Here is a 26,617-nt window from a genome sequence, read left to right as displayed (position 1 = left end):
GATGGCCCCAGGCACCATGGACAGCGGCTGGGCTCTCTGGTTCACCGGCCTGCCCGGCAGCGGCAAGAGCACCATCGCTCGCGCCGTGCACACGGAGCTGGTGGGACAGGGGCGCGACGTGGCCCTGCTCGTCATGGACGAGCGTCGCAAGAGCTATTTCCCCAAGCCCGCCTATACCGAGGAGGAGCGCAAGGTCGCCTACAGCCTTATCGCGCATGAGGCCGCGGAATTGGCCGCCCAGGGGATGGGCGTCATCCTCGACGCCACCGGCCACCGGCTGTCCGTGCGCCAGGAGGCCCGCGCGCTCATCCCGCGCTTCGCCGAGGTCTACGTCAACTGCCCCCTGCCCGAGGCCATGCGCCGCGAGGCCGTCCGCGGCCAGGCCCACCCGCGCGGCTACGCCGTGACCCCCGGCATGTACCAGAAGGCGCTCATGCGCAGGCGCACGGGCCAGGAAGTGCCCGGCCTGGGCGAGGTGGTGGGCGTGGACGTGCCCTTTGAGGTGGACCCCGAGGCCGAGTGCGTGCTCGACGCCATGCAGCCCGTGCCGGAGAACGCGGCCCAGGTGCTGCGCTTCCTCGACGGCTGGCTGCCGGGGTATTTCGGCGGTGCGGCGTGAGCATGCCGACTCCGGAGGCGTTCTCCCCGGAAGTCCTCGCCAACGCGGGCTACGCCTTCGGCCTGTGGACGGGCTGGGGCGCGTTGCACAGCCTGATGGCCGCCCGGCGCGTCAAGGCCGCCTTCGAGCTGCTTCTCGGCCCGCGCTACGTTTTCTACCCCACGGCCTACAGCGCTATCAGCCTGTGGACGTTCTACCTGGTGATGACCAAGGAGCCGGACCTGCCGCAGCTGCTCTGGGCCGTGGAGGGGCTGCCCCGGTACGGCATGCACGCGCTGCAGCTGGCCGGGCTGGCGCTTTTGGGCTGGGCGGGCATGTCCATGCACGGGCTCAAGATGCTCGGCGTGACGCAACTGGTGAGCCTGCTGCGCCGCCGCCCGCCGGAAGAGGCGGACATGAGCAAGGACTTCACCAGCACCGGGGCCTACAATCTGGTGCGCCACCCCATGCACGCGGGCGGCATCCTGTTCCTGGCCATGCAGCCGAGCCTGACCTTGGGCGGCTTCGTCTTCGCGCTGTTCGGCTGCCTGTACATGGTCGTCGGCTCCCTGTTCGAGGAGCGCCGCCTCTCGCGCGAGCTCGGCCCGGTGTGGGCTGACTACGCCCGCCGCGTGCCCATGTTCGTGCCGCGCCGCCTGTGGGGGCAGGGGGGGCGTTGACCTGGACCGCAAAGGGGCATAATGGCCCGCCCGTGGGCGCGGCTGTTTGACCCGCCAGGAAATCGCCCCGACGGAGTACCCTTGGACAAGACCTTCCACATCGTCACTTTCGGTTGCCAGATGAACGTCGGCGATTCCGACTGGCTGGCCCGCGCCCTGGTGAGCCGGGGCTGGCGGCAAGTGCCGGAAGAGGACGCCTGGCTGTTCGTGGTCAACACCTGCAGCGTGCGCGACAAGCCCGAGCAGAAGGTCTACAGCGAGCTGGGGCGGCTGGCCGCGTTTGGTCGGGGCAAGCCCGGCCTCACTGCGGCCGTGGGCGGCTGCGTGGCCCAGCAGATCGGCCGCGGGTTCTTCGAGCGCTTTCCCTTCGTGCGCCTGGTCTTCGGGTCCGATGGCATCGCCGGCGCGCCGGACGCCCTGGACCAGCTGGCCGAGGACGCCAGAGCGCGCATCGCCCTGCTGGATTTCCTCGGGACTTATCCCGAGCGCGAAGACGTGCTGACCCTGTCCACCAAGACCCCCGAGCCCGCCTTCGACGTCGACGCGGGCGAGCCTGAGGCCGTGCCTGACGGCCATTCGGCCCAGGCTTTCGTGAACATCATGCAGGGCTGCGACAACTTTTGCGCCTACTGCATCGTGCCCTACACGCGCGGCCGCCAGAAATCGCGCTCCGCCGAGGCCGTTCTGGCCGAATGCCGCATCAGGGTGGAACAAGGCGCGCGGGAGATCACGCTGCTCGGCCAGAACGTCAACAGCTACGGCCTCGACGCGGGCGGTACGGGCGTGGGCTTTGCCGAGCTGCTGCGCCGGGTGGCGGCCCTTCCCGGCCTCCTGCGGCTGCGCTTCACCACGTCGCACCCCAAGGACATCGATCCCGCCGTGATCCGCGCCTTCGGCGAGCTTGAGAACCTCTGCCCGGCCCTGCACCTGCCGCTCCAGGCGGGTAGCGATGAGGTGCTCAGGCGCATGGGCCGCAAGTACGACCGCGCGCGCTATCTGGGCATCGTCGAGGCCCTGCGCCAGGCCCGGCCTGACATCGCCCTGACCACGGACTTGATCGTGGGCTTCCCCGGCGAAACCGAGGACGATTTTGCGCAAACCCTTGAGATGATGGAGCGCGTGCGCTTCGAGTCGAGCTTCTCCTTCCGCTATTCCGATCGCCCCGGCGTGGCCAGCCTGCGCATGAGCCCGAAGGTGCCGGACGAGATAGGCCAGGAGCGGTTGTTGCGCTTGCAGTCTTTGCAAAATGTCATTACTAAAGAAAGTCTAAAAGCGTTGGAAGGCTGCGAGGCCGACGTTCTGCTGGAGGCTCCGAGCCGCCGCCAGGACGAAGGCGCGCAATTCTGGCGCGGGCGCGATCCGGGTGGGCGCGTGGTCAACGTTCGCATGAGCGGGCCGCGCCTGCCAGGGGCCGGGGGAGACGCGGAGGCGTCCGGCCTGGCTCTTTGCGGACGCATGGTGCGCGCGCGCATCGTCGAGGCCAAGAACCATTCCCTGCTGGGGGAGGAGGTGGCCCCGCCATGGTAGAGATGAAGATTTTCGGCCTGGCCCTGGACGAGAAGGCCCAGTCCCCGGTGCTCATCCTGAAGGACGAGGCCAGGGATCTGGCCCTGCCCATCTGGATCGGCCCGGTGGAGGCCATGGCCATTTCGCTTGTGTTGAACGCCGTGGAGACGCCCCGGCCCATGACCCACGACCTGCTCGTGCGCGTGGTGGGCGGTCTGGGCGGCGTGATTACCGCCGTGGAGGTGGTCGCCCTGCGCGAGGGCACCTTCTACGCCGAGATCCTGGTGGCCCACGGGCCTGCCGGGGCCATGGAGCTCAAGCGCATCGACTGCCGCCCGTCCGATGCCATCGCCCTGGCGGTGCGCACGGGAGTGCCCATCCGCGTGGCCGAGAGCGTGCTGGCCGAGGCGGGAACGCGTACGCTGGACGGGGCCAAGGCCGAGTTTGGCGGGCCGGAGCGTGAGAAGTGGACCGAGGAGCTGGAAAAGCTCTCCACCGACGAGACAAAGTACAAAATGTGAGGCGGCAATGATCGACCTGCACATGCACACCACCTACAGCGACGGCGAGCTCATCCCCGCCGAGCTCATCCGTCGGGCCAAGGTCGCGGGCTACAAGGCCATGGCCATCACCGACCATGCCGACGCGAGCAACATCCAGTTCATCATCGAGAGCGTGCGCAAGCTCACCGATCCGTACTCCCATTTCTTCGACATGGACGTGCTGGCCGGGGTGGAGCTGACCCACGTGCCGCCTGCCCTCATGGCCGACTTCGCGCAGATGGCGCGCGACGCCGGGGCGCAGATCGTGGTCTGCCACGGCGAGACCGTGGTGGAGCCGGTGATCCAGGGGACCAACCTCGCGGCCATCGAGGCGCGGGTCGACGTGCTGGCCCACCCGGGGCTCATCACCGAGGTGGAGGTCAAGCTCGCGGCGGAGTTCGGCGTGGCGCTCGAGATCACCACCCGGCGCGGCCACAGCTACGCCAACGGCCACGTGGCGGCCATGGCGAGGCGCTTCGGGGCAAAGCTCGTCATCGACAACGACGCCCACGCCCCCGGCGATCTTGCCAGCGCGGAGATGCGCCAGAAGGTGGCCTTCGGCGCTGGGCTGACCCTTGAGGAATATCGACAGACCGAGGCCAACGCCTGGGAAATCGTGCAGCGCTGCCGCGGCAAGCGCTGAGGAACTTTTGCTGCAGACCGCGCCCCGGCCCGAAGGCCGACAGGCGCACACGCGGGCAGGCACGGCAGTTGCCGCCGCACGAGGAGGATGACGCGCATGATTCCTGAAACCGGCATACTGGGCATGATGCTCGGGGCCACCCTTGGAGTGCAGGCGGTGCTGGCGCTGCTGGTGCTCATGTCCGTGGGGAGCTGGTCCATCATCTTCACCAAGATCATCCTGTACAAGCGCACCCGGCGGCAGGTGACCAAGGGCTACACCCTGTTCAACGACGCCGAGGATCTCTCCGGCGGGCTGCAGGCCGTGAGCCGCGACGGCGACACCGCCCTGTCGCGGGTGGGGCTGCTCGCCGTGGGCGAGTTCCGCAAGCTGGAGAAGGCGGACATTGAGCGCGAGCGCAAGCGCATGCTGGTGAAGGACACCCTGCGCCGCGTGCTGCGCCAGGGCGTCAACGAGGAGATGAAGCGCCTGTCGAGCTCGCTCTCGTTCCTGGCCACCTGCGCCAACGCCGCGCCCTTCATCGGGCTGTTCGGCACGGTCTGGGGCATCATGCACGCGTTCCACTCCATCGGCCTGTCGCAGAGCGCCGCGCTGGCCACGGTCGCCCCCGGCATCTCCGAGGCACTGGTCACCACGGCCATCGGCCTTGTGGTCGCCATCCCGGCCACCATCGCCTACAACTACCTGCTGGCCCTGCTCGGCGAGGTGGAGACGGAGTTGGTGAACTACGCCGGAGCCTTCCTGAACCGCGTTGAGCGCGAGGTCTCCTGGGCCTCGAGCTCCAAGGGCTAGGAGGAACGCATGGGCGCTGCTGTGGGCAAAGGCCCGCGCGGCTACATGGCCGAGATCAACGTCACGCCCTTCGTGGACGTGATGCTGGTGCTCCTCATCATCTTCATGGTCACCGCGCCCATGCTGACCCAGGGCGTGGACGTGGACCTGCCCAAGACCAGAAGCGTGCGCACCCTGCCCGCGGGCAGCGACCACCTGGTGCTCTCGATCAAGAAGGACGGCGCGATCTACCTCGACGAGTACAACGTGCCCTTTGAGGACCTGCGCAACCATTTGCAGAACCTGGTGGTGTCGCAGAACAAGCAGTTGTACCTGCGCGCCGACAAGGACGTGGCCTACGGCGTGGTGGTCAAGGTCATGGGCGAGATCAAGAGCGTGGGCATCGAGAAGCTGGGCATCGTGGCCGAGTCTGCGGATGAGCAGAAGCCTGGCGACACGGCCAAGGCCAGTCCAAAAGCCCCGGCCAGCTAGGCCCGAGCGCGGAGATATCTGGTGCACGACACCCGGCAGACCACAGGATTCTTGCTTTCGCTGGCACTGCACGCGCTGCTTGTCGCAGCCGCGGTGTTCGGCGTGGGCAACAGCCTGAAGGTGGACATGGACAAGCCCATGTACACCGTTGATCTGGTGTCGCTCAATCCTTCCGAGGACCCTGCCGCCGGGGAAAAGGGCGAGGCCGCAGGCGCGCCCCCCACCGATGCCGCGACCGAGCAGCAGGACGCCTCCGCCGCGGCCATCCCACCGCCGCCCCAGGCCGAGAAGCTGAAGCCCGAGCCGCTGGTGCGCGACGATTCCAAGGCCATCAGCGAGAAGAAGGTTGAGGAAAAGAAGAAGCCGGAGAAGAAGGAAGAGAAGAAGGTCGAGACCCCGCCCCAGCCTGCGGAGAAGAAGCTTTCCCGCGAGGAGCTGCTGAAAGAGGCCCTCAAGGACGTGAAGCAGGACGTGGCGGAGAAGTCCAAGGACGCGGCCAAGAACGCTGCGGAGAAGGCCAAGGAGGCCAAGAAGAGTCAGGTTTCCGGCGCGCTGGAGGCCCTGCGCAAGTCGGAGGGCGGCAACATCTTCACCGCTGGCGGCACCGGCCCCGGCGGCGCCGGCGGCGGCAAGGGCACTGGCGCCGGGGGCACCGGCTCCGGCCTCATGAGCGTCTACGGCGACATAGTGAAGCAGATCATCAAGAAGAACTGGCGCTACCCGGCCTTCGGCACCGAGACCAACGTGGCCGTGGTGGTGGAGATCAACATCGACCAGCAGGGGAAGATCACCGGCTCTCGCGTGGCCACGCCCTCGGGCAAGCCGGATTTCGACGACTCGGCCTTGCGCGCCGTGCATGAGACCGAGAAGCTGCCGCCGCCGCGCACCAAGAGCCTGGACACCTTGCGCATAACCTTCAACCTGCAGGAGCTGCGGAAGTAATTCCCGGTCCGCAAAAAGCCATGAAAACAAAAATCTGGATACTGACCCTGCTTCTGGTGCTGGCCACCGGCGAGAGCGTCCGCGCCGCGGAGACCCTTTCCGTGGACATTTTCGGCCCCGGTCAGAGCCGCGTGAACATTCTGGTTCTGCCCGCGCGCGGGGCAGGCGGCCAGCCCGCCACCAACCTGGCGCGCAACTTCGGCGAGTACGTCAACGGCGACCTCGGCTTCCTGCCGTTCCTGCGCGTTGCCTACCTGAGCGAAGTGCTGGGCGGCGACCCGAGCAAGGGCGTCAAGGCCGAGGACATCGACTTCAAGCCGCTGCAGCTCTCGCGCATCGACTTGGTCATGACCATCAGCGGCGCGGGCCAGGACATCGAGGCGCGGGTCTACGAGACCTTCACGCGCAAGCTGCTGGTGGGCAAGGCCTACAGCCAGGTGGACCAGAGCGGCGTGGCGCACGTGGCGGACCGCTTCTGCGCCCAGCTCATGCGCGTGCTCACCGGCAAGAGCGGCTTCTTCGACTCCACCCTGGCCTTCTCCAAGAAGGTGGGCGGCGGCAAGGAGCTGTTCACGGCCTCGGCCCTCGGGCGCGGCCTGCAGCAGGTCACCCATGACGGCGGCTTCAACGTCAGCCCCTCCTGGTCCAAGGACGGCGGCAAGCTGGCCTACACCAACATCTCCGACCTGGGCCACCGCCTGGGCATCTGGGACCGAGGCTCGCGCGTGTCGCGGCTGCGCAGGTTCCCCGGCAACATCGCCATCAGCCCCACCTTCACCCCGGACGGCCAGATCGCCATCTCGCTGTCGCTCAACGGCCACCCGGACATCTACCTGCTGGACGCCGACTTCCGCCCCGGCAAGGCGCTGGCGCCCAGCTGGGCCATCGGCGTTTCGCCCTCGTTCGACCTCTCGGGCCGCAAGATGGTGTTCTGTTCCGGCCGACTGGGCGGCCCGCAGATCTTCCTGCTCAACCGCGACACCGGCGCGGTGGACCGCGTGACCTACGACGGCACCTACAACACCCGGCCTTCGCTCAGCCCTGACGGGCGCTTTGTGGTCTTCGCGCGGATGACCGGCGATGGCCACCGCATCTTCATCCGCGACCTTGTGGCGAACCAGGAGCGGCAGATCAGCTTCGGCCCCGGCAGCGACGAGGACCCCAGCTTTGATCCGGACGGCTACTTCGTGTCCTTCGCCTCCTCCCGCGGGGGCGGCACCAAGATCTACGTCACCACGCGCTACGGCGATCCGGCCAGGCTCATCCCCACCGGACCCGGCGACGCCATGGCCCCGGCCTGGGGCGTGGCCACGGCCTTGAATTAGGTGGAACAACATTGCCCTTGATTTTCCCAAAAAATAGGGGGAAGCTATAAGAATTGAGCAGGAAACTGTGTTAATGGAACAACACTTCGTACAATACGACGAGCACGCAAGTGCAGGAAAACAAAGGAGGAACAGATGAACGCCAAACGTATTTTCGGCCTTATGCTGCTGACCGTCATGCTGGTGTCTTTCGGCGCCGGTTGCGCCAAGAAAACCGCCGACTCCATGCCCGCCGGGGCCACCAAGGTGGAAATCACGGACAAGGACACCGATTGGCAGAAGCCGGCCGCGCCTGAGTCCCGCAGCCTGACCGAGGACGAGATCCGCGCCCAGCAGCGCGAGCAGGCCCAGCGCGAGCTCGGCAACATGATCTTCTTCGCCTTCGACTCCTTTGAGCTGACCCCCGAGAGCCGCGACGTGCTCACCTCCAAGGCCGAAACCTTGAAGAAGTATTCCCTGTTCAACATCGTCATCGAAGGTCACTGCGACGAGCGCGGCACCAGCGAGTACAACCTCGCCCTGGGCGAGCGCCGCGCCAAGGCCGCACAGCAGTTCCTGAACCAGCTGGGCATCGCCGACAGCCGCATGACCATCGTCAGCTACGGCAAGGAGCGCCCGCTTGATCCGGGCAAGGGCGAAGCCGCCTGGTCCAAGAACCGTCGCGACGAGTTCAAGATCCAGAACTAGTCGGCACCCGACGCGGCAAGACGACCGCCGTGGCCTTTTGGGCTGCGGCGGTTTTTTTGCGTCCTTTAGTCTGGCGGCTAAAGAAACAGGCGAATGGGAATGAAGGCGGCGGCGGCGAAAAGCCCGGCCACCAGGTCGTCGAGCATGATGCCCAGGCCGCCCGGCACGCTCTGTTCCACGGCGCGGATGGGCCAGGGCTTGAGGATGTCGAAGAGCCGGAACAGCCCGAAGAGAATCAGAAGCTCCCAGGGCGTCTGGGCCGTCCAGCTGGACGACCAGCCGAAGCCCGCGAACAGGTGGAACGGCGCGAAGGCCGTCCACTGGCCCAGGAGTTCGTCCACCACCACGCAGCCGGGGTCGGTCTCGCCCAGGATTTCCTCCGCGCGGGAGGCCGCCCACGCGCCCACCACGAGGATGCTCGCCAGCGCGCCCAGCCGCCAGGCCAGGGGCAGCGGGGTGAACAGCCAGGGCGCGAGGATCAGCGCCAGGGCCGAACCCCAGGTGCCAGGAGCGACGGGCATCCGGCCTGCAGGCCCCAGGGTGGCGATGGCGAGCGCCACACGGTCGACAAGCCCATCAGGGGCGAGAAATTGCGTGTCCTTGGCGGTCATGGCGGGCCTCCTGTCAGATTGTGGCGGTCAGGATCATGCGGTCAGGGCTTGCAGGCATGCAGCAGGAACTGCGGATAGTCGCGGATGGCGCCAGCCGCGTCGGGCTTGCGGATGGTGTGGTGCTGGAGGGTTGACTGGACGCGCAGGCCGCACGACTCCAAAAGAGGCTTCAGCGCGTCGGGGTCGAAGCCGTTGTGCTGGACCGTCTCCGCGCCGTGGAAGCTGCCGTCCTCGGCCATCAGGTCGGCGAGGAGGACCTGCGCGCCGGGCGCGCACAGCCGGGCGAGCTGGGCCAGCACCGGGGGGATGTCGGCGATGTGGTGCAGGGCGTTCAGTGAGATCACGAGGTCGAAGGAGGCCTCGGGCAGGGCCAGATCCGTCAGCTCGCCCACGTGCACGGCCACGTTGCCCAGGCCCTGGCTGGCGATCTTGGCGCGCAGCACCTGGGCCATGGCGGGCGAGGTGTCCACCATGTCCACCCTGCGGGCGGCGCACGCGAACAGCAGGCCGAGCAGCCCGGTGCCGCAGCCGAAGTCCAGCACGTTTCCGCTGGCGGCGGCCCCGGCCAGGGGCAGGGCGGCATGGAAAAAAGCCCGGGCCACGGCCACGCGCACAGGGTTGTCGTCCCAGGCGGCGGCCTTGTCGGCAAAAGCGTCGGTCATGGTGTCTCCTGGCGCAAGGGCAACGCGCTCAGAGCATTCTATCTCGCCGCGATGAGGCCCTTGTCAAGCAGATGCCGCGCGCACTCGGCCACAGGCAGGCCCACCACGTTGGTGTACGAGCCGCAGACGCGCTCCACCAGGAACGCGCCCAGGCCCTGGATGGCGTACGCCCCGGCCTTGTCCGCGGGTTCGCCCGTGGCGATGTAGGCGGCGAGCTCCTCGCGGGTGCTTGCGCGCATGGCGACCTCGGTCACCTCCGCGAAGCAGAGGGGCTCCTCTTGCCCGGGCAGGGCGAGGCAGCAGCCGGTGACGACCTGGTGCGCCCGGCCCGAGAGCAGGGTCAGCATGCGCAGGGCGTCGGCCTCGTCCGCGGGCTTGCCGAGAATCTGGGCGGGCGCCGCCTCGCTGGCGGGCAGCACGACGATGGTGTCCGCGCCGAGCACGGCGCACTCCGGGTACAGCACGGCCACGTCCAGGGTCTTCATGCGGGCCATGCGCTTGGCGTAGTCGCAAGGCTCCTCCAGGGGCAGGGGCGGCGGCTCGGGTGCGTTGCTCGGGCAGATTTCCAGCGCCAGGCCGAGCGAGCCCAGCAGGTCGCGGCGGCGCGGAGAGTTTGAGGCCAGCACCAGGGCCGAAAGCGTGCGGTAGGCGCCCAGGGGCGCATCGGAAAGATATGCGTTTGTCATGCGGGGGCTTGTGACTCCATTTGCGGTTCGAGTCAATCCGCCGTGGGCGCTTGCCTGAGCACGCGCGGCAAGGCCTGGGCCACGGTGGCCGGGGCGAAGCCAAGGGACACGGCGCGGCCGCTTGAGAGCGACACGTCGCGCGGGCGCGGTGCGGCCATGGGCACATCGGCCTGGCGCGTGGGCACAAGCGTAAGCTCCGGTGCGACATGGGCACCGGGGCCGGGCGCGCGCAGGGCCTCCTTGAGCTTTTGTCCGAACTCCAGGCGCGAGAGCCTCTCCGGCCCGCCCAGGTGCAGGATGCCCCTGGCCCCGCGCTCAAGCATCAGCACCAAACCGCGGGCCACGTCGGCGGCGTCGGCTGGCGAGCGGAACTCGTCCTCGAACAGGCGCAGGGGCTCGCCGCGTTTCGCGCAGGCCAGGAAGCCGTCCAGGAAGCACGTTGCGCCGGGCTCGGAGCGGCCGAACATGAGCGGCAGGCGGCAGACCAGCCCGCCCTCGGGGTGGCGCGCCAGCACGGCCTGCTCGGCCAGCGCCTTGTGCTCGCCGTAGAGCGATACCGGGGAGGGGGGCGCGTCCTCGGCGTAGAGGCTGCCCTGGCCGTCGAACACGAGGTCCGTGGAGGTGAAGGCCAGGGGCAGGCCCGCTTGCGCGCAAAGGTCGGCCAGGACCGTGGTGGCCTCCACGTTCACCCGGCGCGAGAGCTCCGGCTGCTGCTGGCACTGGTTGGGATTGGACAGGGCGGCGGCGTGGACGACGGCGTCGAAGCGCCCGGCCCGGAGCAGCTCGGCCACGGCGCGGGCGTCGGTCAAGTCGAGCTGCCTGGCGCAGACTCCCGGCTGGCGGACCTCTCGCGATTGGCACAGGCCGGTTATCTCATGTTCTCCCGCAAGCTCTCGGCAGAAGATCCCGCCAAGAAAACCGCTGGCCCCGGTGAGCAGGATGCGCATGGTTCACCTCCGGCCCGGAGCATAGCCTGGAGCGCGCCTTTTGGGAACGCCGGAGTTTTGGCGCTTCCGCCGCCCGGTCCTTGCGCTGCCGGAAATAACGCTGTCGATGCAGTGTATTACAGTCTTGGCAGACAATTTGCTTGGATGTCATCGCCGACCCTCGGAACATCCCAGGGCGGAAGCCGATGCGAGGTGCGCATGAACAGACGCGAGAGGCACAGCGGACATGGTCCGGGAAGAACGGGGATTCTAGCGGGCGGCGGAAATTTCGCCGACTGGGCGGTCCCCTGGTCGGACCTGATGATGATCATGTTCGTGGTCTTCGCCGCGCTGTTCATCTATTCCAGCACCCACAAGGACCAGAGCCCGCCGCCGCGTCAGCCCGTCGCGGAGACCAAGGCCCCCACCGATCCCATGCAGGCCTTCCTGGGCCAGCTCGAGGATCCCGTTCGCGGGGGCAAGGCCTTTCAGGACATAGCCGGCCAGGCGAAGCGCGAGACCTACTACCAGTCGGACAACCTCGGCATCTCCGTGGTGCGCGAGACCGACCGCCAGGTGCGCGTGTTTCTGCGCGGAGACCTGTTCTTCGCGCCCGGCGGGGCCGACCTCGCGCAGAACAGCGCGCCTTATCTGGCCCGCATTGCCGAGATCCTGCGCGTGAGCAGCGGGGCCGTGCTCGTGGTTGGCCATGCAGCCGAGGGCGAGGCGGGCGGCAAGGACGGCGGCGAGGCGGAGAGCCTGGGGCTTTCTGCCCGCAGGGCCGCCAGCGTGGCAGAATATTTCATCCGTACGGCGAAACTCGATGCAAAGCGCTTCCTCGTCACCGGGCGCGGCTCGTTCCAGCCTGAGGTCCCGACCTCGGCGGAAGACGCGGGCAGGCGAAACCGGCGGGTGGAAGTGCTCGTCTTGACTGACATGTAAGGGGGATTGTTATGAGCAAGCGCAACATGCTGGGCGTCGGCCTGTGCACGGCCATCTTCATCGGCGGGTTCTGGATGAGCGGCGGTCTGGCCGTGTATTGGAACATGGCGGCCTTCCTCATCGTGGTGGCCGGGCTCTTCGCGGCCCTGTTCATGAGCTACCCCTTCGAGCGCATCCGGACCGCCTTCCTGGTGGCCCGCAGCTGCTACACGAGAAAGCAGCCCACGCCGGACGACATCGTGCGCGTGCTGCTGGAACTTTCGGTGAAGTCGCGCGTGGAGGGCGTCCTGTCCCTCGAGGCCATCCGTCAGAAGATTGGCGACGAATTCCTGCGCGGCGCCGTGGCCTTCCTGGTGGACAACTACAAGGAGCGCGACATCCGTGAATTCCTGAACACGGAGATGAGCTTCTTCCAGGACCGCCGCCAGCAGAGCGAGCGCGTGTTCCAGACCATGGCCAAGGCCGCCCCGGCTTTCGGCGTGGCGGGCAGCGTCATCGGCCTCATCGGCATGCTCTCCGGCATCAACGACACCCAGGCCCTGGTTTCGAGCATCCCCGTGGCCTTCATCTCGACCCTTTACGGCGTGGTCATCTCGAACCTCATCCTGGCGCCCATCGCCGAGAGCATCAACTTCAACACCAATGCCGAGATGCTGAACCAGAAGCTCATCATGGAGGGCATCATCGCCATCGCCAAGGAGCAGAATTCGCACCGGCTGGAAAAGAAGCTCACGAGCTTCCTCTCTCCGGACGAGCGCACGGGCAAGACCGAGCTGTTGCGGGCCATCACCAAGAAGTACATCACCCGGCAGCGCGCTGCCAACGAACGCGCGGCCAACGAACACCGCGAGGCCAGCGAGCCCAAGCCCTTCAACGATGCAGTGCCCATGCCGCAGCCAATGGAGATGCCCTCGCCCGGGCACCTGCGGATGTCGCCGCTGGCGCGGGCCGTGTAGCATTCTTTACAGCGCACGCAGAATGGGGGGGGAGCTTGGCTCCCCCCTTTGTCTTTTTCCTCATCTTCTGCTAGCTTAATATAGGTGTTCAACGCTGAACGGGTTGGCGCGACTATCCTCAACGTGACCACGCGGGGCGCATGCAGCGGATTCTTGCAGCGGACATAGGCGGCACCTACAGCCGTTTTGGTTTCTTCGAGCTTCTCGGAGAGGCTGATGAGCCGCGTCTTCTGAGCATCGCCCGCTTGCCGACCCAGGAATCCGAGTCCCTGCATGCCCTGCTGGAACTTCTCTTTTCTGAGCAGAGGCCCTTTGCCGCCTCCTCCTGCGACCTGGCCGTGCTGGCAGTCCCCGGGCCGGTGCAGGGGCGCTTTTGCCGCCCGCCGAACATCAAGTGGAACATCGACCTGTACGACATCACCAAAGTCGGGCTTGGGCGCGGTGCGCTGCTGAACGACTTCGCAGCCCAGGCCTTCGCCAGCCGCAGCCGCGCCGTGCGCGATGCCCGCGTGCTGCAGGCCAGCCGCTCCGATGCCCGCCTCGTCGTGGGGGGTGCCGTGGCGGTCATCGGCGCGGGAACGGGGCTTGGCCACTGCGCCCTGGTGCCGGACGGGCGCAATGGTTTCCTGGCCGTGCCCTCCGAGGCCGGACACGTGGCTTTCCCCTTCGTGGGCGACAACGAGCACGCCTACGGGGAATATGTCCGCCGCGCCACTGGTCTGGCCTACTGCCATGGCGACGCCGTGGTTTCCGGGTCCGGGCTTTCCCGCCTGCACGCGTTTCTCGCCGGCGAGGTGCTGACCCCGGCGATGCTGGCGCCGCGCCTGCCAAACTTTCCGCACACGGTGGAATGGTTCGCCCGCTTCTATGCCCGCGCGGCCCGCAACTACGCCCTGTCCGTGCTGGCCCTGGGCGGGGTCTACCTCTGTGGCGGCGTGGCGGCCAAGAATCCCATCCTGGTGGAGCACCCCGCCTTCATGGAGGAGTTCCGGCTCTCGCCCTCGCACCACGACCTGCTCTCCGGCCTGCCGGTGATGCTGAACATCAACGAGGATTCCGGCGTGTTCGGCGCGGCCATCTTCGGCTCGCAGCGCCTGCGCCGCCGGGCCTAGGTTTTCCGACGCCCCGCAACGCCGTAGCGGGGCCGCTTCACGCTTGGGCTTGCCTCTGCCCGTGCTCTCGGCTATAGGTCGGCCCTCCAAGAAGGGGCGCCTGGTGGACCAGAAACCTTACGACAAGATCTATCCCGTCTCCTGGGAGCAACTGCACCGCGACTGCCGGGCTCTCTCCTGGCGACTCATGGAGCGCGGGCCGTTCAGGGGCATCCACGCCATCACCCGCGGCGGCCTTGTACCCGCGGCCATCCTCGCGCGTGAGCTCGACATCCGGCACATCGACACCATCTGCGTCTCAAGCTATGACTGGCAGGAGCGCGGTGAAGCCTGCCTGCTCGGCAGCCGCCCCGAGGGCGACGGCGACGGCTGGCTGCTGGTGGATGACCTGGTGGACACGGGACGCACGGCGCGCATGGTGCGCGAGATGCTGCCCAAGGCGCATTTCGCCACGGTGTACGCCAAGCCCGAAGGCCGTCCCCTGGTGGACACCTTCATCACCGAAGTCAGTCAGGACACCTGGATTCTGTTTCCCTGGGACGCGGGCGCGCAGTTCGTGCCGCCCATCGCCAAGATCAAGGAGTAGGGGCGCTCAGGCCTCACGTGGACTATACGGCCCGACGAACAGTGCGGGCCGCCGGCTGTATATACTGAACTCGGCCGCCCTGGCCGCTTCCGGGGCACACCAGAATGGAGGATTTCATGAAAAAGCTGTTGCGGAGCGTTGGCGCATGTGCGCTGTCCCTGGCCCTGGGCCTGACCCTTGTCTTGACCGGCTGCGAGAAGGCCGCCGAGAAGCCTGCCGAGAAGGCCGCTCCGGCCGCCGAAGGCCCCAAGACCGGCGAACTCAAGGTCGGCTTCGTGTACACCTCGCCCGTGGGCGACGCGGGCTACTCCTGGGCGCATGACCAGGGCCGCATGGCCATCGAGGCGCTGCCGGACGTCAAGGCCTCCATCGTCGAGGCCGTGAAGGAAGGCGCGGACGCCGAGCGCGTCATCGAGAACATGGCCCGCAGCGGCTATGACCTGATCTTCACCACCAGCTTTGGGTTCATGGACCCGACCATGAAGGTGGCCAAGGACTTCCCGAAGGTCAAGTTCATGCACTGCTCCGGCTTCAAGGCCGGTGAGAACGTCTCCAACTACTTCGGCCGCATCTACCAGGCGCGCTACCTCACCGGCATGGTGGCCGGCTCCATGACCAAGAGCAACATCATCGGCTACGTGGCCGCCTTCCCGATCCCCGAGGTCATCCGCGGCATCAACGCCTTCACCCTTGGCGCGCGCAGCGTGAACCCCAAGGCCCAGGTGCGCGTGGTCTGGACCAAGACCTGGTTCGACCCGGCCCTGGAGAAGGACGCCGCCATCAGCCTGCTTGACGTGAACGCCGACGTCATCGCCCAGCACCAGGACTCCCCCGGCCCGCAGGAGGCCGCCCAGCAGCGCGGCAAGTACTCCATCGGCTACAACTCCGACATGGCCAAGTTCGCGCCCAAGGCGCACCTGACCTCGGCCGTGTGGAACTGGGCTCCGCTGTATGAGGCCATCGTGAAGGAAGTTCGCGAGGGCAAGTGGACCGGCAACCGTTCCATTTGGTGGGGCATGGACAAGGGCATCGTGGACATCGCGCCCTTCGGCCCCATGGTCCCCAAGGCGGTCGCCGACAAGGTCCTGGCCAAGAAGGCCGAGCTGGTCAAGGGCGAGGACAAGATCTTCGTCGGCCCCATCAAGGACCAGGGCGGCAAGATCAAGATTGCCGACGGCGTCAAGGCCGAGGACAAGGAACTGCTCGGCATGACGTGGTTTGTTGAAGGCGTCGTCGGCAGCGTGCAGTAGCCGAAAGGAGACAGATGCTCCTGACCTTGCACAAACGCGAAGAAGCTTTGGGCCGGGGCGCACCGGTGGTCTACCTGTGCGCCCTGGCCCTGTCTCTTTGCGTATGCGCGCTCATGCTCGCCCTGGCCGGAAAGCCCGCCCTGGGTGGCCTTGCAGTGCTCTTCCGGGGGGCCTTTGGCCAGACCCACGCCCTGCTCGACGCGCTCCTGAAGGCCATCCCCATCTTCCTTTGCTCCCTTGGGGTGGCCTTGTCCTTCCGCATGCAGATATGGAACATCGGCGCCGAGGGCCAGTTCGCCCTGGGCGCGGTGGGCGCCACCTGGGCCGCGCTCACCTTCGGCGGGCAGCCGGCGGTGGTGTTGATGCCGCTCATGCTGCTCTCGGCGCTCATCCTGGGCGCGCTCTGGGGGCTCATCCCCGCCTGGCTGCGCCTGCGCCTTGGCGTGAACGAGATCATCTCCTCGCTCATGCTCAACTATGTCGGCATCCTGGTGCTGGAATACCTTGTGTTCGGCGCGTGGAAGGATCCCCTGAGCTTCGGCTTCCCCATGAGTCCTGAGTTCCCCCCTGCCGCGCAGCTCTCGCGCATCTGGCCCGGGGTGCTCGGAAAACTGCACTGGGGCCTGCTGGCCTGTCCCCTCGCGGGCGTGGCCTACAGCGTTTTTCTCAACCGCACGCGCCTGGGCTTCGAGCTGGCCGCCTGCGGCGAGGGCGAGCGCGTGGCCCGCTACGCGCGGCTGCCCTACGGGTTCCTGGTCCTGCTGGTCATGGGGCTGGGCGGGGCACTGGCCGGACTGGCCGGGAGCATCGAGACCTCGGCCACCCTCGGCCGCCTCCAGCCGACCCTGATGGTGGGCTACGGCTACACGGCCATCGTGGTGGCCTGGCTGGCGCGGCTCAAGCCCTGGCCCATCGCCTTCACGGCCTTTCTGCTGGCGGCGCTGCGCGTGGGCGTGGAGGCCATGCAGCTGGAGCTCCAGATACCGGCGGCTTTCGGCCAGATCATGGAGGGCGCCATCCTGCTCTGCGTGCTGGCCGGGCAGTTTTTCCTGACATATTCCGTGAGCTTGAAGCGCGCACGTCCGGCGGCGCCCAAGGCTTCGCCCCAGCCCGAGGAGGCCCAGGCATGAGCCCGGAACTCATCATCGCGCTGCTGGCGGCCACGGTGCAGGCCGGCACGCCCATCCTGTACGCCACCCTGGGCGAGATCATCTCCGAACGCGCCGGTGTGCTCAACCTGGGCGTGGAGGGCATCATGGCCCTGTCGTCCTTCGCCGGGTTCATGGCCTGCCACCTGACCGGATCGGCCTGGCTGGGCCTTGCCGTCGGAGGGCTGGCCGGGGCGCTTTTGGCCGGGCTGCACGGCGTGGTTTGCCAGGTGTTCCTGGGCAACCAGGTGGTCTCGGGCCTGGCGCTGACCATCTTCGGCGTGGGTTTGTGCAACTTCCTGGGCACCCCGTACATCGGCCAGTCCACGGACGGCTTCCACCAGTTCGCCGTGCCGCTGCTTGCGGACATCCCGCTGCTGGGCGCCATATTCTTCCGCCAGGACGCCCTGGTCTACCTGTCCTATCTCGCGCCCGTGGCGGTGTGGTTTCTGCTTTGGCGCACCAGCTTCGGCCTGGGCCTGCGCGCCGCGGGCGAAATGCCGGACGCCGCCTCCGCCGCAGGGCGGAACCCGCAGCGGTTGCGGTTCTCGGGCGTGCTGCTGGGCGGGCTGCTGTGCGGCCTGGGCGGGGCATACCTGTCCCTGGCGCACACCCACTTGTGGACAACCGGCCTGTCCGGCGGGCGCGGCTGGGTGGCCGTGGCACTGGTGATCTTCGCCTTCTGGCGTCCTGGCCGGGCCGTGGCCGGAGCGTATCTCTTCGGCGGGGTCATGGCCTTCCAGCTCAGGCTGCAGGCCTCCGGCACCAACGTGCCCTCGTCGCTCCTGCTCATGCTGCCCTACGTGCTGACCATCGTGGTGCTGGTGTTCTCGGCCGCGCGGGCCAGGAGCGCCCGCAAGAACGGCCCGACCGCGAGAAATTCCGCGGCTCCGGCGGCCCTTGGCGTGAACATCGAGCCGGTGGGGTAGGCCGTGAGCGAGGCCATGCGCAACTCTCTTGATCTGCATGATCCGGACATCGGCCCTGTGGACGTGCTGCCCCTGGTGCGCCTGGCGGGCGTGACCAAGCGCTTCGGTCACGTGGTGGCCAACGACTGCATCAGCCTGTCCATCATGCCCGGGCGCATCAAGGCGCTGCTGGGAGAGAACGGCGCGGGCAAGAGCACCCTGATGGCCATGCTGGCCGGGCGCTTCATGCCCGACGAGGGCCACATCGAGGTGGCCGGGAAGCGCATGGCCTTCTCGTCCTCGCGACAGGCCATCGCGGCGGGCATCGGCATGGTCTACCAGCATTTCATGCTCGTGGAGGACATGAGCGTGGCCGAGAACGTGCTCCTGGGACAGGAGGGAGGCTTCGTCCTTGATCCCAAGGCCATGCGGGCCACTGTGGCCGAGCTGGCCGCGCGCTTCGGGCTGGCCATCGACCCGGCGGCCCGCGTGGGCGACCTGTCCATGGGCGAGCGCCAGCGCGTGGAGATTCTGAAGCTGCTGCACCGCAAGAGCCATGTGCTGATTTTCGACGAGCCCACGGCGGTGCTCACCCCAGGGGAGACCGAGGCGCTGTTCGAGGCCCTGCGAAACATGAGCGCCCAGGGCAAGGCCATCGTGTTCATCTCCCACAAGCTGGAGGAGGTGCTCTCCGTGGCGGACGAGATCGCCGTGCTGCGCAAGGGGCGCATCGAGGGCGAGTTCCTGGCCTCGGAGGTGTCCTCCCCGGCGGACCTGGCCCGGCGCATGGTCGGGCGCGACGTGCTCCTCACCGTGGAGCGCGAACCTGTGGAGCCCGGTCCCCTGGTGCTTTCCGTGCGCAACCTGTCCATGCAGGGCGCGGGCGGCGCGCTCTTGGACGATGTGAGCTTCGACCTGCGCCAGGGCGAGGTGCTGGGCGTGCTGGGCGTGGGCGGAAACGGCCAGCAGCAGCTGGTGGAGACCGTCTGCGGCCTCATTCGGCCAGAGAGCGGGCAGCTCGATCTTTTGGGCCACAACTGGGACAAGTTTTACGAGCACCACGACTGGGACGGCGCGTTGGCCTGGGTGCCGGAGGACCGCTCCGGGCTTGCCACCTGCCGTGCGCTGGACCTGACGGACAACCTGCTCCTGACCACGCGGGAGGGCTTCTCGCGCGGGATATGGCTGGACCGGGCCCGCGCGCGCAAGGCCGCGCAAGAGATTGTGCTCGCGCACAACGTGCAGCCCGGCCGCATCGATCTGCAGGCCTGGCAGCTCTCCGGCGGCAATTTGCAGAAGTTCGTCCTTGGCCGCGAGATGCGCCGCCATCCCCGCCTGCTGGTGGCCGAACAGCCCACCCAGGGGCTCGACATCGCGGCCACCGAGGCCGTGTGGCAGCTCCTGCTCAAGGCCCGCCAGAGCACGGGCGTGCTGCTGGTCACCGGTGACCTGACCGAGGCGCTGCTTTTGTCCGACCGCATCCTGGTCCTGTACCGGGGGCGCGTCATGGGGCTGTTCCCGGCCTCGGACAAGGCTCAGGTGGAGCGCATCGGCTCCATGATGGCCGGGCTGTCCTGAAGCCGAGACTGGCATGATCGCTCGCGCCTTAGCCATCTCCGCTTATGCCGACGCCGATCGCCAGGGCATGCTCGACCTCATCTGCACCATCCAGCGAAACGAATTCGCGTTGCCCATAACGGCTGCGGACCAACCCGACCTGCTGGACGCGCCGGGCTTCTACCGCCGTGGCTGTGGCGATTTCTGGGTGGCTCGGGCTGGCGGGGAGGTGGTCGGCAGCATCGCGCTTCTGGATATCGGGAACGGGCAGGGCGCGTTACGGAAAATGTTCGTTCGGCGGGACTGGCGCCGAGGCTATTCCTCAGCTCCTGAACTAGGCGGCGCGGGCGTTGCCTTCTCGCTGCTGCACACGCTGCTGAAGCATGCCGCGGCGAGCGGACTGCGCGACATCTTTCTTGGCACCACCACACGGTTTCAGGCCGCGCACCGTTTTTACGAAAAGAACGGTTTTGAGCGCATCGACAAGATCGCGCTGCCGGAGTCCTTTCCGGTCATGGCCGTGGACAGCGTATTCTACTGGAAGCGCTTGTGAACGCTACTTGCGCTGCTGCTCCAGCCGGTCCTGGTCGGCCCGGGCGGTCTTGATGCGCCAAAGGGCCGCGGCGATCTCCGGCACGGGCTTGGGCGAGCGGCTCTGGGCCAGGGCGTAGAAGCCCTCGGCCTGGTCGAAGTCGTCCTGGAGTTCCGCGCATACGCCCGACAGGTAGGGCAGGGCGTACCCCGCTTCGTATCCGCTGGCGGCAGCGCGCCAGAGCTCGCAGGCCTTGCCGGGTTGCCGGGCCTTGGCGAAGTCCACCCCGCGCGCGATCTCGGCCTTGACCTGCGAGGTCATGCCGGAGTCGTCGTCGGTCAGCAGCGGGATGTCCATGGTCACCACATGCGGGGAGACGTGGTCGCGGAAGCGCGCGATGGCCTTGGCGCGAGCGGAGGAGAGCAGGCTTTCGCCGCTGGCTGGCCCGCCCCGGTCATGGCAGGCGCTGCTCTGCCCGGACTCCGTGAACTCCTGGGTCAGAAGCACGGCTCCCGTGTCCTTGTCGACCACGCGGGGCGTGAAGCTGAACCGGGCCACCCGCCGGGTGCAGGGGATGTTCCTGTTGGCCCAGAGCACGCAGGTGCCCTTGGCGTCCTCGGCCACGCACTCCTTGCGCTTTTCGGTGTAGCGGTTGTCTGTCCAGCCGTTGTGGGCCACGCTGCCTTGTACCGTACCTTCCGAACCGTAGCGGATGGGCCGGGCCGTGGGCTTGCTGGTGCTCAGCCACTGCATGGGCTTGCCCAGGCCGCCTGCCGGAGCGTTGGCGCCGACCAGGGTGAAGTAGGGCCGACCTTCCACCACCACCGAGGCCAGGGCATTTTCCACCGCAGCGCGGACCTGGCCCGTGGCGTCGTTGTCAAAGGCGACCACCTTGAGGCGCGTGAGCCGTGCGACCTCCTCCGCCGGGGCGGGGGCGAGCACCTGCTTCTGGACCGTGGGCGCGGCGCACGCGCAGAGCTGGAGCAGGCAGCAGAAAAGCAGGGGGAGTCGGCGCACGGTCATCCTCCGTCAAAGGGGCTTGGGGCGTCAGGTGGGCTAGAGCATGTAGGCGCGGGCCACCCGGAACACGTCGTCGTAGGAGAGCCCGGCCTTGATGGCCAGGCACAGCTGGGTGGCCATGTCCATCTTGCGGCGCGTGGCCAGAAGCGCGGCGTCGCGGATGCTCGCCAGGTGCTGCGACACGAACTCTGCCTCGAAGCCGTCCGCGCAGAGCGACAGGCCCTCGGCGAAGAATCCGGCGCGCAGGTGCGGCAGGAAGTCGTTCAGGGCCTGCTTGCCGCTTCTGCGCGTGCTGATGGCGTAAAACAGCAGCTTCACCACCAGGCGGTCGTCCTTGAGCTTGTGGTCCACGCCGAGCAGGGTGGGCAGGTCCGCGTCCTTCTGCGCCACGGTGGTCATGAGCGCCGTGGCCAGCTCAAAGGTGCGCGGCTCGTGGAAGGGCGAAGTGCTGACCAGCGCGTTGAGCCCGAGCAGCGTCAGGCGCGGGTTTTCCGAAGCGGCCAGGCCGGTGAGCGCCCGGCGCATCATCTCCATGCGGCGGCGGAATTCTGTCAGGAGCACCCCGCGCTTGGCCTTGGCCAGGGTCAGTGCCAGTTCCGGCGAAAAGCCCGCCTGGGCGGTGTCGAGCAGGTGGCGCACAAAGGGCTCGGAGGTGTTCTCGGCCTCGATGGCCAGCAGCGAGAGGTCTTTCTTCGTGTCCAGTAGCTTTTTGATGGAGAGCCAGTAGGCGGCCAGGGCCTCCACAGGCATCTCAAGTATGTCCAGTTCCTTGTGCGCGTCCATGCTGCTTCTCCGTCGTGGCCGAGGCCATGTTTCCGGGCCTTTCGTCTTGGCCGATGTGCTGGGCCGATCATCCGGGGTTGACGCGGGCCGGAAAAAGTCAGAGGTTCCGGCTGGCCGGAGGCGACCCTAGCGTATTTTTCCGCGGGAAACAAACACGCGTTGCCAGCGCGGCCTGCAAGCCAGGACGCTCCGCACCTGCCCAGTTATCGAGGAGGCGCACATGCTCGAATATCCGGTGATCAACCCCATCGCTCTCCAGATCGGCCCGCTGGCCGCTCGCTGGTACGGCATCATGTACGCCGTGGGCTTTTCCGCCGCATGGTTTCTGGCGCGCCGCCGCGCGGCCCGGCCCGGCTCCGGCTGGACCGCCAACCAGGTGGACGACCTCATTACCTGGGCCGTGGCGGGCGTGGTGCTGGGCGGGCGCATCGGCTACGTGCTGTTCTACGACCTGTCCTATTACCTGAGCAACCCCGAGCAGATCCTCTCCATCTGGCGGGGTGGCATGAGCTTCCACGGCGGGGCGGCGGGGGTGATCCTGGTGGCCTGGCTGTATGGCCGCAGCATCGGCAAGTCCCTGCTGGAGGTGGGCGACTTCGTGGCGCCGCTGGTGCCGCCGGGGCTGCTCGCCGGTCGGCTCGGAAACTTCATCAACGGCGAGCTTTGGGGCCGCGTCACCGATGCGCCCTGGGCCATGGTCTTCCCCACGGGCGGGCCGCTGCCGCGCCATCCCTCGCAGCTCTACGAGGCCGCGCTGGAGGGCCTGGCCCTGTTCGTCATCCTGTGGGCGTACTCGACCAGGCCGAGAAAGGCCGGCGCCGTGGGCGGGCTGTTTCTGATCGGCTACGGGGCCTTCCGCTTTTCCGTGGAGTTCTTCCGGCAGCCGGACGCCCAGCTGGGCTTTGTGGCCATGGGCTGGATGAGCATGGGCCAGGTGCTGTGCCTGCCCATGATAGCCCTTGGGCTTTTCCTGATGCTGCGCAAGGGGGCCGCCGCGGCCTGAAACTTTAAAGGCTTTTGGCTTGGCGCCCCACGCTGCCGGTCAGGTACTGCCGGGGCGTGGCCCCCGTGAATTCCCTGAAGATGCGCGAAAAGTGGCTCTGGTCGGCGAACCCGGCGTCCAGGGCGGTCTGGCTGATGGGAGCGCCCCCGGCCAGCAGCCGCTTGGCGTGCTCCACGGCCTGCTGAATCTGATAGGCGTGCGGCGGCAGGCCCGTTGCGGCCTTGAACACCCGCAGGAAGTGGTGCGGCGAGAGTCCGGCGGACTGCGCCAGTTCGCCCAGCGGCACAAAAATCCCCACATTTGCGGCCAGCCGCTTCCGTGCCTTGGCCACGGCAGGGTTTTCGGCCCTGCTTCCGTCTGACTGGCCTGGCCGAATGGCGTGGCGCGCGACCAGCAGGCGCAGGGCGCTCAGGAGCAGCGCCTGCCTGTCCCCGGCGCCCGCGCCCTGGAACAGCGCGGCGAACAGCTGGCCAAAGAGGGCGAAGAGGCCTGGGTCGTCCAGCACGGGCTTGGCGAAGCGCGGCGGAGCGTTGTCCGGGGACGCCCCGGCGAGCCAGCCCGGCGCGAGGTAGAACATGCGGTAGGAGATGCCCGAGGCCGTGTCCGGGTTGCAGGCGTGGGGTAAGCCCGGGCCGATGACCACCAGTTGCCCTGCGCTCGCGGCGTAAGACGCGCCGCAGAGGGTGAAGCGCGTGCTGCCAGACTCGACCAGGCCCACGGACCAACTCTCGTGGGTGTGGGTGCGGAAGGCCTGGCTCGTGTAGCTGGAGGCGCGCGCCTCGACGCCAGGAAGGCTCTGGTCGCGCCAGAACCGGACATCAGCGTGGGTCGGGACGCTCGACATGGGGAAAAGCCCTTGGCGGGACGGGGCTATTGCCAGCCGCCGCCATGCTTGGAGCTGTAGATGATGCGGTTGGACTTCTCGGAAACGCGCACGAACTGGCCCTTGCGGCAGGCTTCCGGGGCCTGGGCGATGCTCTCAAGGATGTGCTCCTTGTAGATGACGCTGCCCACGTAATAATTGGGGTTGCTCTCGCTGCGGCGCACCTGGCAGACGATGCCCTCCACGTCGATGGCCTTGTAGGACGCGCGGTACTGGTTCTTGCCGTGCTTCTGCACCTGCATGCTGTGCCTGCCGCCGATGATGTTGGCGTTCATGCGGTGCATCTGCTCGGTGGCGAACTGCGTGAAGCGCTCATGCTCGCGGGCCAGGAGCTGGTCCATGTAGACGGGCGCGGTGGCTTGAAGCGGCAGGGCGCTCTCAAGCTGGTTTCCCGACTGGGAGGGCGTGTCGGGCAGCGTGAGGAAAGGCTCCACGGCCAGGGCCTGCGGGGCCATGGCCAGGAAGAGCAGGGGCGCGGTCAGGAAGGTTTTCAAGCGCATCAAGGAACTCCGGAAGGTCCGGCTGGCTGCGGAACATGTGTCCCGCAGCCAGCGGACGATAATGGACTTGCTTACTTGCTCAGGATCTCGACGCGGCGGTTCAGGTGACGGCCTTCGGCGGTCTTGTTGTCAAACTTGGGGGCGAGCTTGCCCATGCCCTTGGGGGCGAGCTTGGAGCCGTCGAAGCCCTTGCCCGTGAGCCACTTGACCACGGAGTTGGCGCGACGCTCGGAGAGCTTCTGGTTGTAGGCGACGGTGCCGATGCTGTCGGTGTGGCCTTCAACCACGAACTGCTTGCAGGAGGACTCCTTCAGCACTGCCAGGGCCTGCTCCAGGGCGGGCTCCATGTCCGGGGTGATGGCGTACTTGTCGAAGCCGAAGTTCATGTTGCCGAGGGTGATGGACTCGCAGGCGGCGGCCGGAGCCATGGAGCGGGCCGGGGCGTCCTCGACGACATCGTAGAACACGTCGCGCACGTACTGCTTCAGGGCGCCAGCGTCGGCCAGGGCCTTGGGATCGCCGACCACGGTGCAGCGATTCAGCGCGCGGATCTCGTCAACGACCATCTTGCCGCGGGCGTTGTCGGCGTAGCTGACAACGTGGATGCACAGGCGGTCGGGGTACTTGGCGTAGAGAGCCTTGGCCTCGGCAACGGGATCGATGCCGTAGTTGGAGTCGCCGTCGGTGAAGATGATCACCGCGGTTCTGCCGCTCATCTTGGCCAGGACGCCATCAAGATCGCTCAGGCCCATGCCCATGGGGGTGTTGCGGCCGTATATCTCGTAGTTGGTGCTGATCTTGCCCAGCGCGCCGGCCACGGCGGGCTTGCTGTATTTGGTGGGAGCCAGCTGGGTGCCGAAGGGGGCGAAGGTGTTCACGCCGCTCACGTAGCCAAGCTCAGGGATTTCGGCGTTCATCTTGGTGGCCAGTTCCTTGGCCAGAGCGATTTTCATGCCCTTGAAGGTGTCGCTGGACATCGCCATGGAGCCGGAGTGGTCCACGAAGAGGATGAAATTGTCGACCTTGGGCTTCATGGTCGAAGCGGGAGCCTGCACGGCCAGCAGCAAAACAGAGAGCGCCGCCAGCACGGCGATGGAAAGAAAACGTTTGCGCATGCTCATGAAAAATCTCCTTGGATTTCAGTGTGCCCCAGAGCCGGCCGCGGGGGAGAGGGTTTGCGACCGCAACGTACTATAGGAAATGTTCTTGGCAATGGCAATATAAAGCTAGGCGTTTTAAGGCCTGAGGGGGGGGAGGCTTCGGCCAGTTGCCAACCGTGGCGGCAGGAGATAGAATTTAAGGTTCGGGCAAACGGTGCGTGCCTGGTCCCGCAGGCTAGATGACCACAAACAGATAAAGGGAGACGTTGCATGTACATAGTCACCGGAGGCGCTGGCTTCATCGGAAGCGCCATGGTCTGGAAGCTGAACCAGATGGGCATCGACGACATCCTGGTGGTTGACAATCTGGCCTCCAGCGACAAGTGGAAGAATTTGGTGAACCTCAAATATTCTGACTACCTGCACAAGGACCAGTTCCTGAAGTTCATGGCCGAGGGCGATGATCCCTTTGGCACCCAGGGCATCGTCCACATGGGCGCCTGCTCCAGCACCACGGAACTCGACGCCGACTATCTCATGGAGAACAACCTGCGCTACACCCAGGTGCTCTGCCGGTTTGCGGTCAAGAACTCCGTGCGGTTCCTGAACGCCTCCAGCGCGGCCACCTACGGCAACGGCGAGCGGGGCTTCTCCGACGACATGGCTGGGCTGGAGAACCTGAAGCCGCTCAACATGTACGGCTATTCCAAGCACCTCTTCGACCTCTGGGCCAATCGGGCAGGAATATTCGACCGCATCGTCTGCCTCAAGTTCTTCAACGTGTTCGGGCCGAACGAGTATCACAAGGGCGACATGATGAGCGTCATCTGCAAGGCCCACAAGCAGATCGGCCAGACCGGCGCCATGCGCCTGTTCAAGTCCTACCGGCCCGAGTATCCGCACGGCGGGCAGATGCGCGATTTCGTCTACATCAAGGATTGCGTCGACATCCTCTGGTGGCTGCTGGAGAACCCCCAGGTGAACGGGGTGTTCAATGTTGGCACTGGAATTGCTCGTACCTGGAACGATCTGGCGCGTGCCGTGTTTTCGGCCATGGGAAAGACGCCGGACATCGGCTACATCGAGATGCCGGAGGCCATTCGCGACAAGTACCAGTACCGGACCCAGGCCGACATGGACAAGCTGCGCGCCGCCGGATACACGGCCCCGCTCACCAGCCTGGAAGACGGCGTCCGGGACTATGTGACCGGGTATCTCGACAAGGACGACCCCTACCTGGATTCTCGGAACGGGTAAAAAGACAAA

The 26,617-nt window shown here is 67.0% G+C and carries 30 protein-coding genes; 21 read left to right on the top strand and 9 right to left on the bottom strand.

Going from position 1 to position 26,617, the window contains the following annotated elements:
* Position 1 precedes the first annotated feature (1 nt).
* The 10 genes from RDU24_RS07550 to pal all read left to right on the top strand — a co-directional run bounded on the left by RDU24_RS07550 (position 2) and on the right by pal (position 8,186).
* Positions 2-619 (top strand): adenylyl-sulfate kinase, encoded by a 618-nt coding sequence (locus tag RDU24_RS07550; RefSeq protein WP_308735145.1) that lies wholly within the window; start codon positions 2-4, stop codon positions 617-619.
* Positions 616-1,278, top strand: a complete 663-nt coding sequence (locus RDU24_RS07545) for a methyltransferase family protein (RefSeq protein ID WP_374989747.1) — start codon at positions 616-618, stop codon at positions 1,276-1,278. The genes RDU24_RS07550 and RDU24_RS07545 overlap by 4 nt, the downstream gene beginning before the upstream one ends.
* A gap of 81 nt (positions 1,279-1,359) precedes the next feature.
* Positions 1,360-2,805 (top strand): tRNA (N6-isopentenyl adenosine(37)-C2)-methylthiotransferase MiaB, encoded by a 1,446-nt coding sequence (gene miaB, locus RDU24_RS07540; protein ID WP_308735144.1) that lies wholly within the window; start codon positions 1,360-1,362, stop codon positions 2,803-2,805.
* A complete protein-coding gene (locus tag RDU24_RS07535; RefSeq protein ID WP_308735143.1) occupies positions 2,799-3,305 on the top strand; it encodes a bifunctional nuclease family protein in 507 nt (168 codons plus the stop codon). Before miaB ends, RDU24_RS07535 begins: the two co-directional genes overlap by 7 nt.
* A 7-nt stretch (positions 3,306-3,312) precedes the next feature.
* On the top strand, positions 3,313-3,969 hold the full coding sequence (locus RDU24_RS07530; protein ID WP_308735142.1) for a histidinol phosphate phosphatase domain-containing protein: 657 nt from the start codon (positions 3,313-3,315) through the stop codon (positions 3,967-3,969).
* 96 nt (positions 3,970-4,065) lie between these two features.
* On the top strand, positions 4,066-4,761 hold the full coding sequence (locus RDU24_RS07525) for a MotA/TolQ/ExbB proton channel family protein (RefSeq protein ID WP_308735141.1): 696 nt from the start codon (positions 4,066-4,068) through the stop codon (positions 4,759-4,761).
* A 9-nt stretch (positions 4,762-4,770) separates the two neighbouring features.
* Entirely contained in the window at positions 4,771-5,232 is a 462-nt protein-coding gene (gene tolR / locus RDU24_RS07520; protein ID WP_308735140.1) for a protein TolR, read from the top strand.
* Positions 5,233-5,253: 21 nt separating this feature from the next.
* Entirely contained in the window at positions 5,254-6,174 is a 921-nt protein-coding gene (gene tolA, locus RDU24_RS07515) for a cell envelope integrity protein TolA (RefSeq protein ID WP_308735139.1), read from the top strand.
* A 20-nt stretch (positions 6,175-6,194) separates the two neighbouring features.
* A complete protein-coding gene (locus RDU24_RS07510; protein WP_308735138.1) occupies positions 6,195-7,499 on the top strand; it encodes a protein tolB in 1,305 nt (434 codons plus the stop codon).
* A gap of 135 nt (positions 7,500-7,634) precedes the next feature.
* Complete coding sequence (gene pal / locus RDU24_RS07505) at positions 7,635-8,186, top strand: peptidoglycan-associated lipoprotein Pal (protein WP_308735137.1); 552 nt, start codon at positions 7,635-7,637, stop codon at positions 8,184-8,186.
* Between the two features lie 77 nt (positions 8,187-8,263).
* On the opposite strand, the gene RDU24_RS07500 is transcribed toward pal, so the two are convergent.
* Genes RDU24_RS07500 through RDU24_RS07485 form a run of 4 tightly spaced genes read right to left on the bottom strand, consistent with a single transcriptional unit; the run spans position 8,264 to position 11,092 of the window.
* A complete protein-coding gene (locus tag RDU24_RS07500) occupies positions 8,264-8,797 on the bottom strand; it encodes a phosphatidylglycerophosphatase A family protein (RefSeq protein ID WP_308735136.1) in 534 nt (177 codons plus the stop codon).
* A 41-nt stretch (positions 8,798-8,838) separates the two neighbouring features.
* The gene (locus RDU24_RS07495) at positions 8,839-9,459 is read right to left on the bottom strand and encodes a class I SAM-dependent methyltransferase (RefSeq protein ID WP_308735135.1); all 621 of its coding nucleotides are present in this window, start codon (positions 9,457-9,459) and stop codon (positions 8,839-8,841) included.
* Between the two features lie 38 nt (positions 9,460-9,497).
* Positions 9,498-10,145, bottom strand: coding sequence for a Maf family protein (locus tag RDU24_RS07490; RefSeq protein WP_308735134.1), 648 nt, complete (start codon positions 10,143-10,145; stop codon positions 9,498-9,500).
* Positions 10,146-10,177: 32 nt separating this feature from the next.
* On the bottom strand, positions 10,178-11,092 hold the full coding sequence (locus RDU24_RS07485; protein WP_308735133.1) for an SDR family oxidoreductase: 915 nt from the start codon (positions 11,090-11,092) through the stop codon (positions 10,178-10,180).
* Between the two features lie 198 nt (positions 11,093-11,290).
* On the opposite strand from RDU24_RS07485, the gene RDU24_RS07480 reads away from it, so the two are divergent.
* The 9 genes from RDU24_RS07480 to RDU24_RS07440 all read left to right on the top strand — a co-directional run bounded on the left by RDU24_RS07480 (position 11,291) and on the right by RDU24_RS07440 (position 20,083).
* Entirely contained in the window at positions 11,291-12,013 is a 723-nt protein-coding gene (locus RDU24_RS07480) for an OmpA/MotB family protein (protein WP_308735132.1), read from the top strand.
* A gap of 11 nt (positions 12,014-12,024) precedes the next feature.
* Positions 12,025-12,969, top strand: a complete 945-nt coding sequence (locus RDU24_RS07475) for a motility protein A (protein WP_308735131.1) — start codon at positions 12,025-12,027, stop codon at positions 12,967-12,969.
* A 140-nt stretch (positions 12,970-13,109) separates the two neighbouring features.
* Complete coding sequence (locus tag RDU24_RS07470) at positions 13,110-14,081, top strand: glucokinase (protein ID WP_308735129.1); 972 nt, start codon at positions 13,110-13,112, stop codon at positions 14,079-14,081.
* Between the two features lie 100 nt (positions 14,082-14,181).
* Positions 14,182-14,667 (top strand): xanthine phosphoribosyltransferase, encoded by a 486-nt coding sequence (gene gpt, locus RDU24_RS07465; protein WP_308735179.1) that lies wholly within the window; start codon positions 14,182-14,184, stop codon positions 14,665-14,667.
* Positions 14,668-14,783: 116 nt separating this feature from the next.
* Complete coding sequence (locus RDU24_RS07460) at positions 14,784-15,917, top strand: BMP family ABC transporter substrate-binding protein (protein ID WP_308735128.1); 1,134 nt, start codon at positions 14,784-14,786, stop codon at positions 15,915-15,917.
* A gap of 14 nt (positions 15,918-15,931) precedes the next feature.
* Positions 15,932-17,047, top strand: a complete 1,116-nt coding sequence (locus RDU24_RS07455) for an ABC transporter permease (protein ID WP_308735127.1) — start codon at positions 15,932-15,934, stop codon at positions 17,045-17,047.
* On the top strand, positions 17,044-17,994 hold the full coding sequence (locus RDU24_RS07450; protein WP_308735126.1) for an ABC transporter permease: 951 nt from the start codon (positions 17,044-17,046) through the stop codon (positions 17,992-17,994). Before RDU24_RS07455 ends, RDU24_RS07450 begins: the two co-directional genes overlap by 4 nt.
* Before the next feature lie 15 nt (positions 17,995-18,009).
* Entirely contained in the window at positions 18,010-19,551 is a 1,542-nt protein-coding gene (locus tag RDU24_RS07445; protein ID WP_308735178.1) for an ABC transporter ATP-binding protein, read from the top strand.
* 13 nt (positions 19,552-19,564) lie between these two features.
* Entirely contained in the window at positions 19,565-20,083 is a 519-nt protein-coding gene (locus tag RDU24_RS07440) for a GNAT family N-acetyltransferase (protein WP_308735125.1), read from the top strand.
* A gap of 3 nt (positions 20,084-20,086) precedes the next feature.
* Here RDU24_RS07440 and RDU24_RS07435 read toward each other — a convergent pair whose 3' ends face one another.
* Together RDU24_RS07435 and RDU24_RS07430 are read right to left on the bottom strand one after the other, a co-directional pair.
* Complete coding sequence (locus tag RDU24_RS07435; protein WP_308735124.1) at positions 20,087-21,079, bottom strand: hypothetical protein; 993 nt, start codon at positions 21,077-21,079, stop codon at positions 20,087-20,089.
* A 39-nt stretch (positions 21,080-21,118) separates the two neighbouring features.
* Entirely contained in the window at positions 21,119-21,865 is a 747-nt protein-coding gene (locus RDU24_RS07430; protein WP_308735123.1) for a hypothetical protein, read from the bottom strand.
* Positions 21,866-22,085: 220 nt separating this feature from the next.
* On the opposite strand from RDU24_RS07430, the gene lgt reads away from it, so the two are divergent.
* Positions 22,086-22,868, top strand: coding sequence for a prolipoprotein diacylglyceryl transferase (gene lgt / locus RDU24_RS07425; protein ID WP_308735122.1), 783 nt, complete (start codon positions 22,086-22,088; stop codon positions 22,866-22,868).
* Between the two features lie 4 nt (positions 22,869-22,872).
* Here lgt and RDU24_RS07420 read toward each other — a convergent pair whose 3' ends face one another.
* The 3 genes from RDU24_RS07420 to RDU24_RS07410 form a co-directional block, all read right to left on the bottom strand.
* Positions 22,873-23,712 carry an AraC family transcriptional regulator gene (locus RDU24_RS07420; protein WP_308735120.1) on the bottom strand — a complete coding sequence of 280 codons (840 nt, stop codon included), beginning with the start codon at positions 23,710-23,712 and terminating at the stop codon, positions 22,873-22,875.
* A 26-nt stretch (positions 23,713-23,738) separates the two neighbouring features.
* Complete coding sequence (locus RDU24_RS07415) at positions 23,739-24,251, bottom strand: hypothetical protein (protein WP_308735119.1); 513 nt, start codon at positions 24,249-24,251, stop codon at positions 23,739-23,741.
* Between the two features lie 71 nt (positions 24,252-24,322).
* A complete protein-coding gene (locus RDU24_RS07410) occupies positions 24,323-25,372 on the bottom strand; it encodes an OmpA family protein (RefSeq protein WP_308735118.1) in 1,050 nt (349 codons plus the stop codon).
* Positions 25,373-25,621: 249 nt separating this feature from the next.
* Between RDU24_RS07410 and rfaD the strand changes: the two genes are divergently transcribed.
* Positions 25,622-26,608: an ADP-glyceromanno-heptose 6-epimerase gene (gene rfaD / locus RDU24_RS07405; RefSeq protein ID WP_308735117.1), complete on the top strand. Its 987-nt coding sequence runs from the start codon at positions 25,622-25,624 to the stop codon at positions 26,606-26,608.
* Positions 26,609-26,617 lie beyond the last annotated feature (9 nt).

This window comes from Humidesulfovibrio sp., assembly GCF_031082295.1.
Classification (GTDB): Bacteria; Desulfobacterota; Desulfovibrionia; order Desulfovibrionales; family Desulfovibrionaceae; genus Humidesulfovibrio.
Note: the sequence above shows the minus strand (reverse complement) of the source record. Positions and strands in the feature narration are given on the sequence as shown.

Excerpts from the sequence above, each read along its gene's own strand:
- RDU24_RS07490 (WP_308735134.1), bottom strand. The coding sequence starts at position 10,145 with ATGACAAACGCATATCTTTCCGATGCGCCCCTGGGCGCCTACCGCACG.
- RDU24_RS07440 (WP_308735125.1), top strand. The coding sequence starts at position 19,565 with ATGATCGCTCGCGCCTTAGCCATCTCCGCTTATGCCGACGCCGATCGC.
- RDU24_RS07420 (WP_308735120.1), bottom strand. The coding sequence starts at position 23,712 with ATGTCGAGCGTCCCGACCCACGCTGATGTCCGGTTCTGGCGCGACCAG.
- RDU24_RS07480 (WP_308735132.1), top strand. The coding sequence starts at position 11,291 with ATGAACAGACGCGAGAGGCACAGCGGACATGGTCCGGGAAGAACGGGG.
- RDU24_RS07445 (WP_308735178.1), top strand. The coding sequence starts at position 18,010 with ATGCGCAACTCTCTTGATCTGCATGATCCGGACATCGGCCCTGTGGAC.
- RDU24_RS07500 (WP_308735136.1), bottom strand. The coding sequence starts at position 8,797 with ATGACCGCCAAGGACACGCAATTTCTCGCCCCTGATGGGCTTGTCGAC.
- rfaD (WP_308735117.1), top strand. The coding sequence starts at position 25,622 with ATGTACATAGTCACCGGAGGCGCTGGCTTCATCGGAAGCGCCATGGTC.
- RDU24_RS07485 (WP_308735133.1), bottom strand. The coding sequence starts at position 11,092 with ATGCGCATCCTGCTCACCGGGGCCAGCGGTTTTCTTGGCGGGATCTTC.
- RDU24_RS07525 (WP_308735141.1), top strand. The coding sequence starts at position 4,066 with ATGATTCCTGAAACCGGCATACTGGGCATGATGCTCGGGGCCACCCTT.
- RDU24_RS07470 (WP_308735129.1), top strand. The coding sequence starts at position 13,110 with ATGCAGCGGATTCTTGCAGCGGACATAGGCGGCACCTACAGCCGTTTT.
- RDU24_RS07530 (WP_308735142.1), top strand. The coding sequence starts at position 3,313 with ATGATCGACCTGCACATGCACACCACCTACAGCGACGGCGAGCTCATC.
- RDU24_RS07535 (WP_308735143.1), top strand. The coding sequence starts at position 2,799 with ATGGTAGAGATGAAGATTTTCGGCCTGGCCCTGGACGAGAAGGCCCAG.
- RDU24_RS07430 (WP_308735123.1), bottom strand. The coding sequence starts at position 21,865 with ATGGACGCGCACAAGGAACTGGACATACTTGAGATGCCTGTGGAGGCC.
- RDU24_RS07460 (WP_308735128.1), top strand. The coding sequence starts at position 14,784 with ATGAAAAAGCTGTTGCGGAGCGTTGGCGCATGTGCGCTGTCCCTGGCC.
- RDU24_RS07450 (WP_308735126.1), top strand. The coding sequence starts at position 17,044 with ATGAGCCCGGAACTCATCATCGCGCTGCTGGCGGCCACGGTGCAGGCC.
- tolR (WP_308735140.1), top strand. The coding sequence starts at position 4,771 with ATGGGCGCTGCTGTGGGCAAAGGCCCGCGCGGCTACATGGCCGAGATC.
- RDU24_RS07415 (WP_308735119.1), bottom strand. The coding sequence starts at position 24,251 with ATGCGCTTGAAAACCTTCCTGACCGCGCCCCTGCTCTTCCTGGCCATG.
- RDU24_RS07475 (WP_308735131.1), top strand. The coding sequence starts at position 12,025 with ATGAGCAAGCGCAACATGCTGGGCGTCGGCCTGTGCACGGCCATCTTC.
- RDU24_RS07455 (WP_308735127.1), top strand. The coding sequence starts at position 15,932 with ATGCTCCTGACCTTGCACAAACGCGAAGAAGCTTTGGGCCGGGGCGCA.
- lgt (WP_308735122.1), top strand. The coding sequence starts at position 22,086 with ATGCTCGAATATCCGGTGATCAACCCCATCGCTCTCCAGATCGGCCCG.
- RDU24_RS07550 (WP_308735145.1), top strand. The coding sequence starts at position 2 with ATGGCCCCAGGCACCATGGACAGCGGCTGGGCTCTCTGGTTCACCGGC.
- pal (WP_308735137.1), top strand. The coding sequence starts at position 7,635 with ATGAACGCCAAACGTATTTTCGGCCTTATGCTGCTGACCGTCATGCTG.
- RDU24_RS07495 (WP_308735135.1), bottom strand. The coding sequence starts at position 9,459 with ATGACCGACGCTTTTGCCGACAAGGCCGCCGCCTGGGACGACAACCCT.
- RDU24_RS07510 (WP_308735138.1), top strand. The coding sequence starts at position 6,195 with ATGAAAACAAAAATCTGGATACTGACCCTGCTTCTGGTGCTGGCCACC.
- RDU24_RS07410 (WP_308735118.1), bottom strand. The coding sequence starts at position 25,372 with ATGAGCATGCGCAAACGTTTTCTTTCCATCGCCGTGCTGGCGGCGCTC.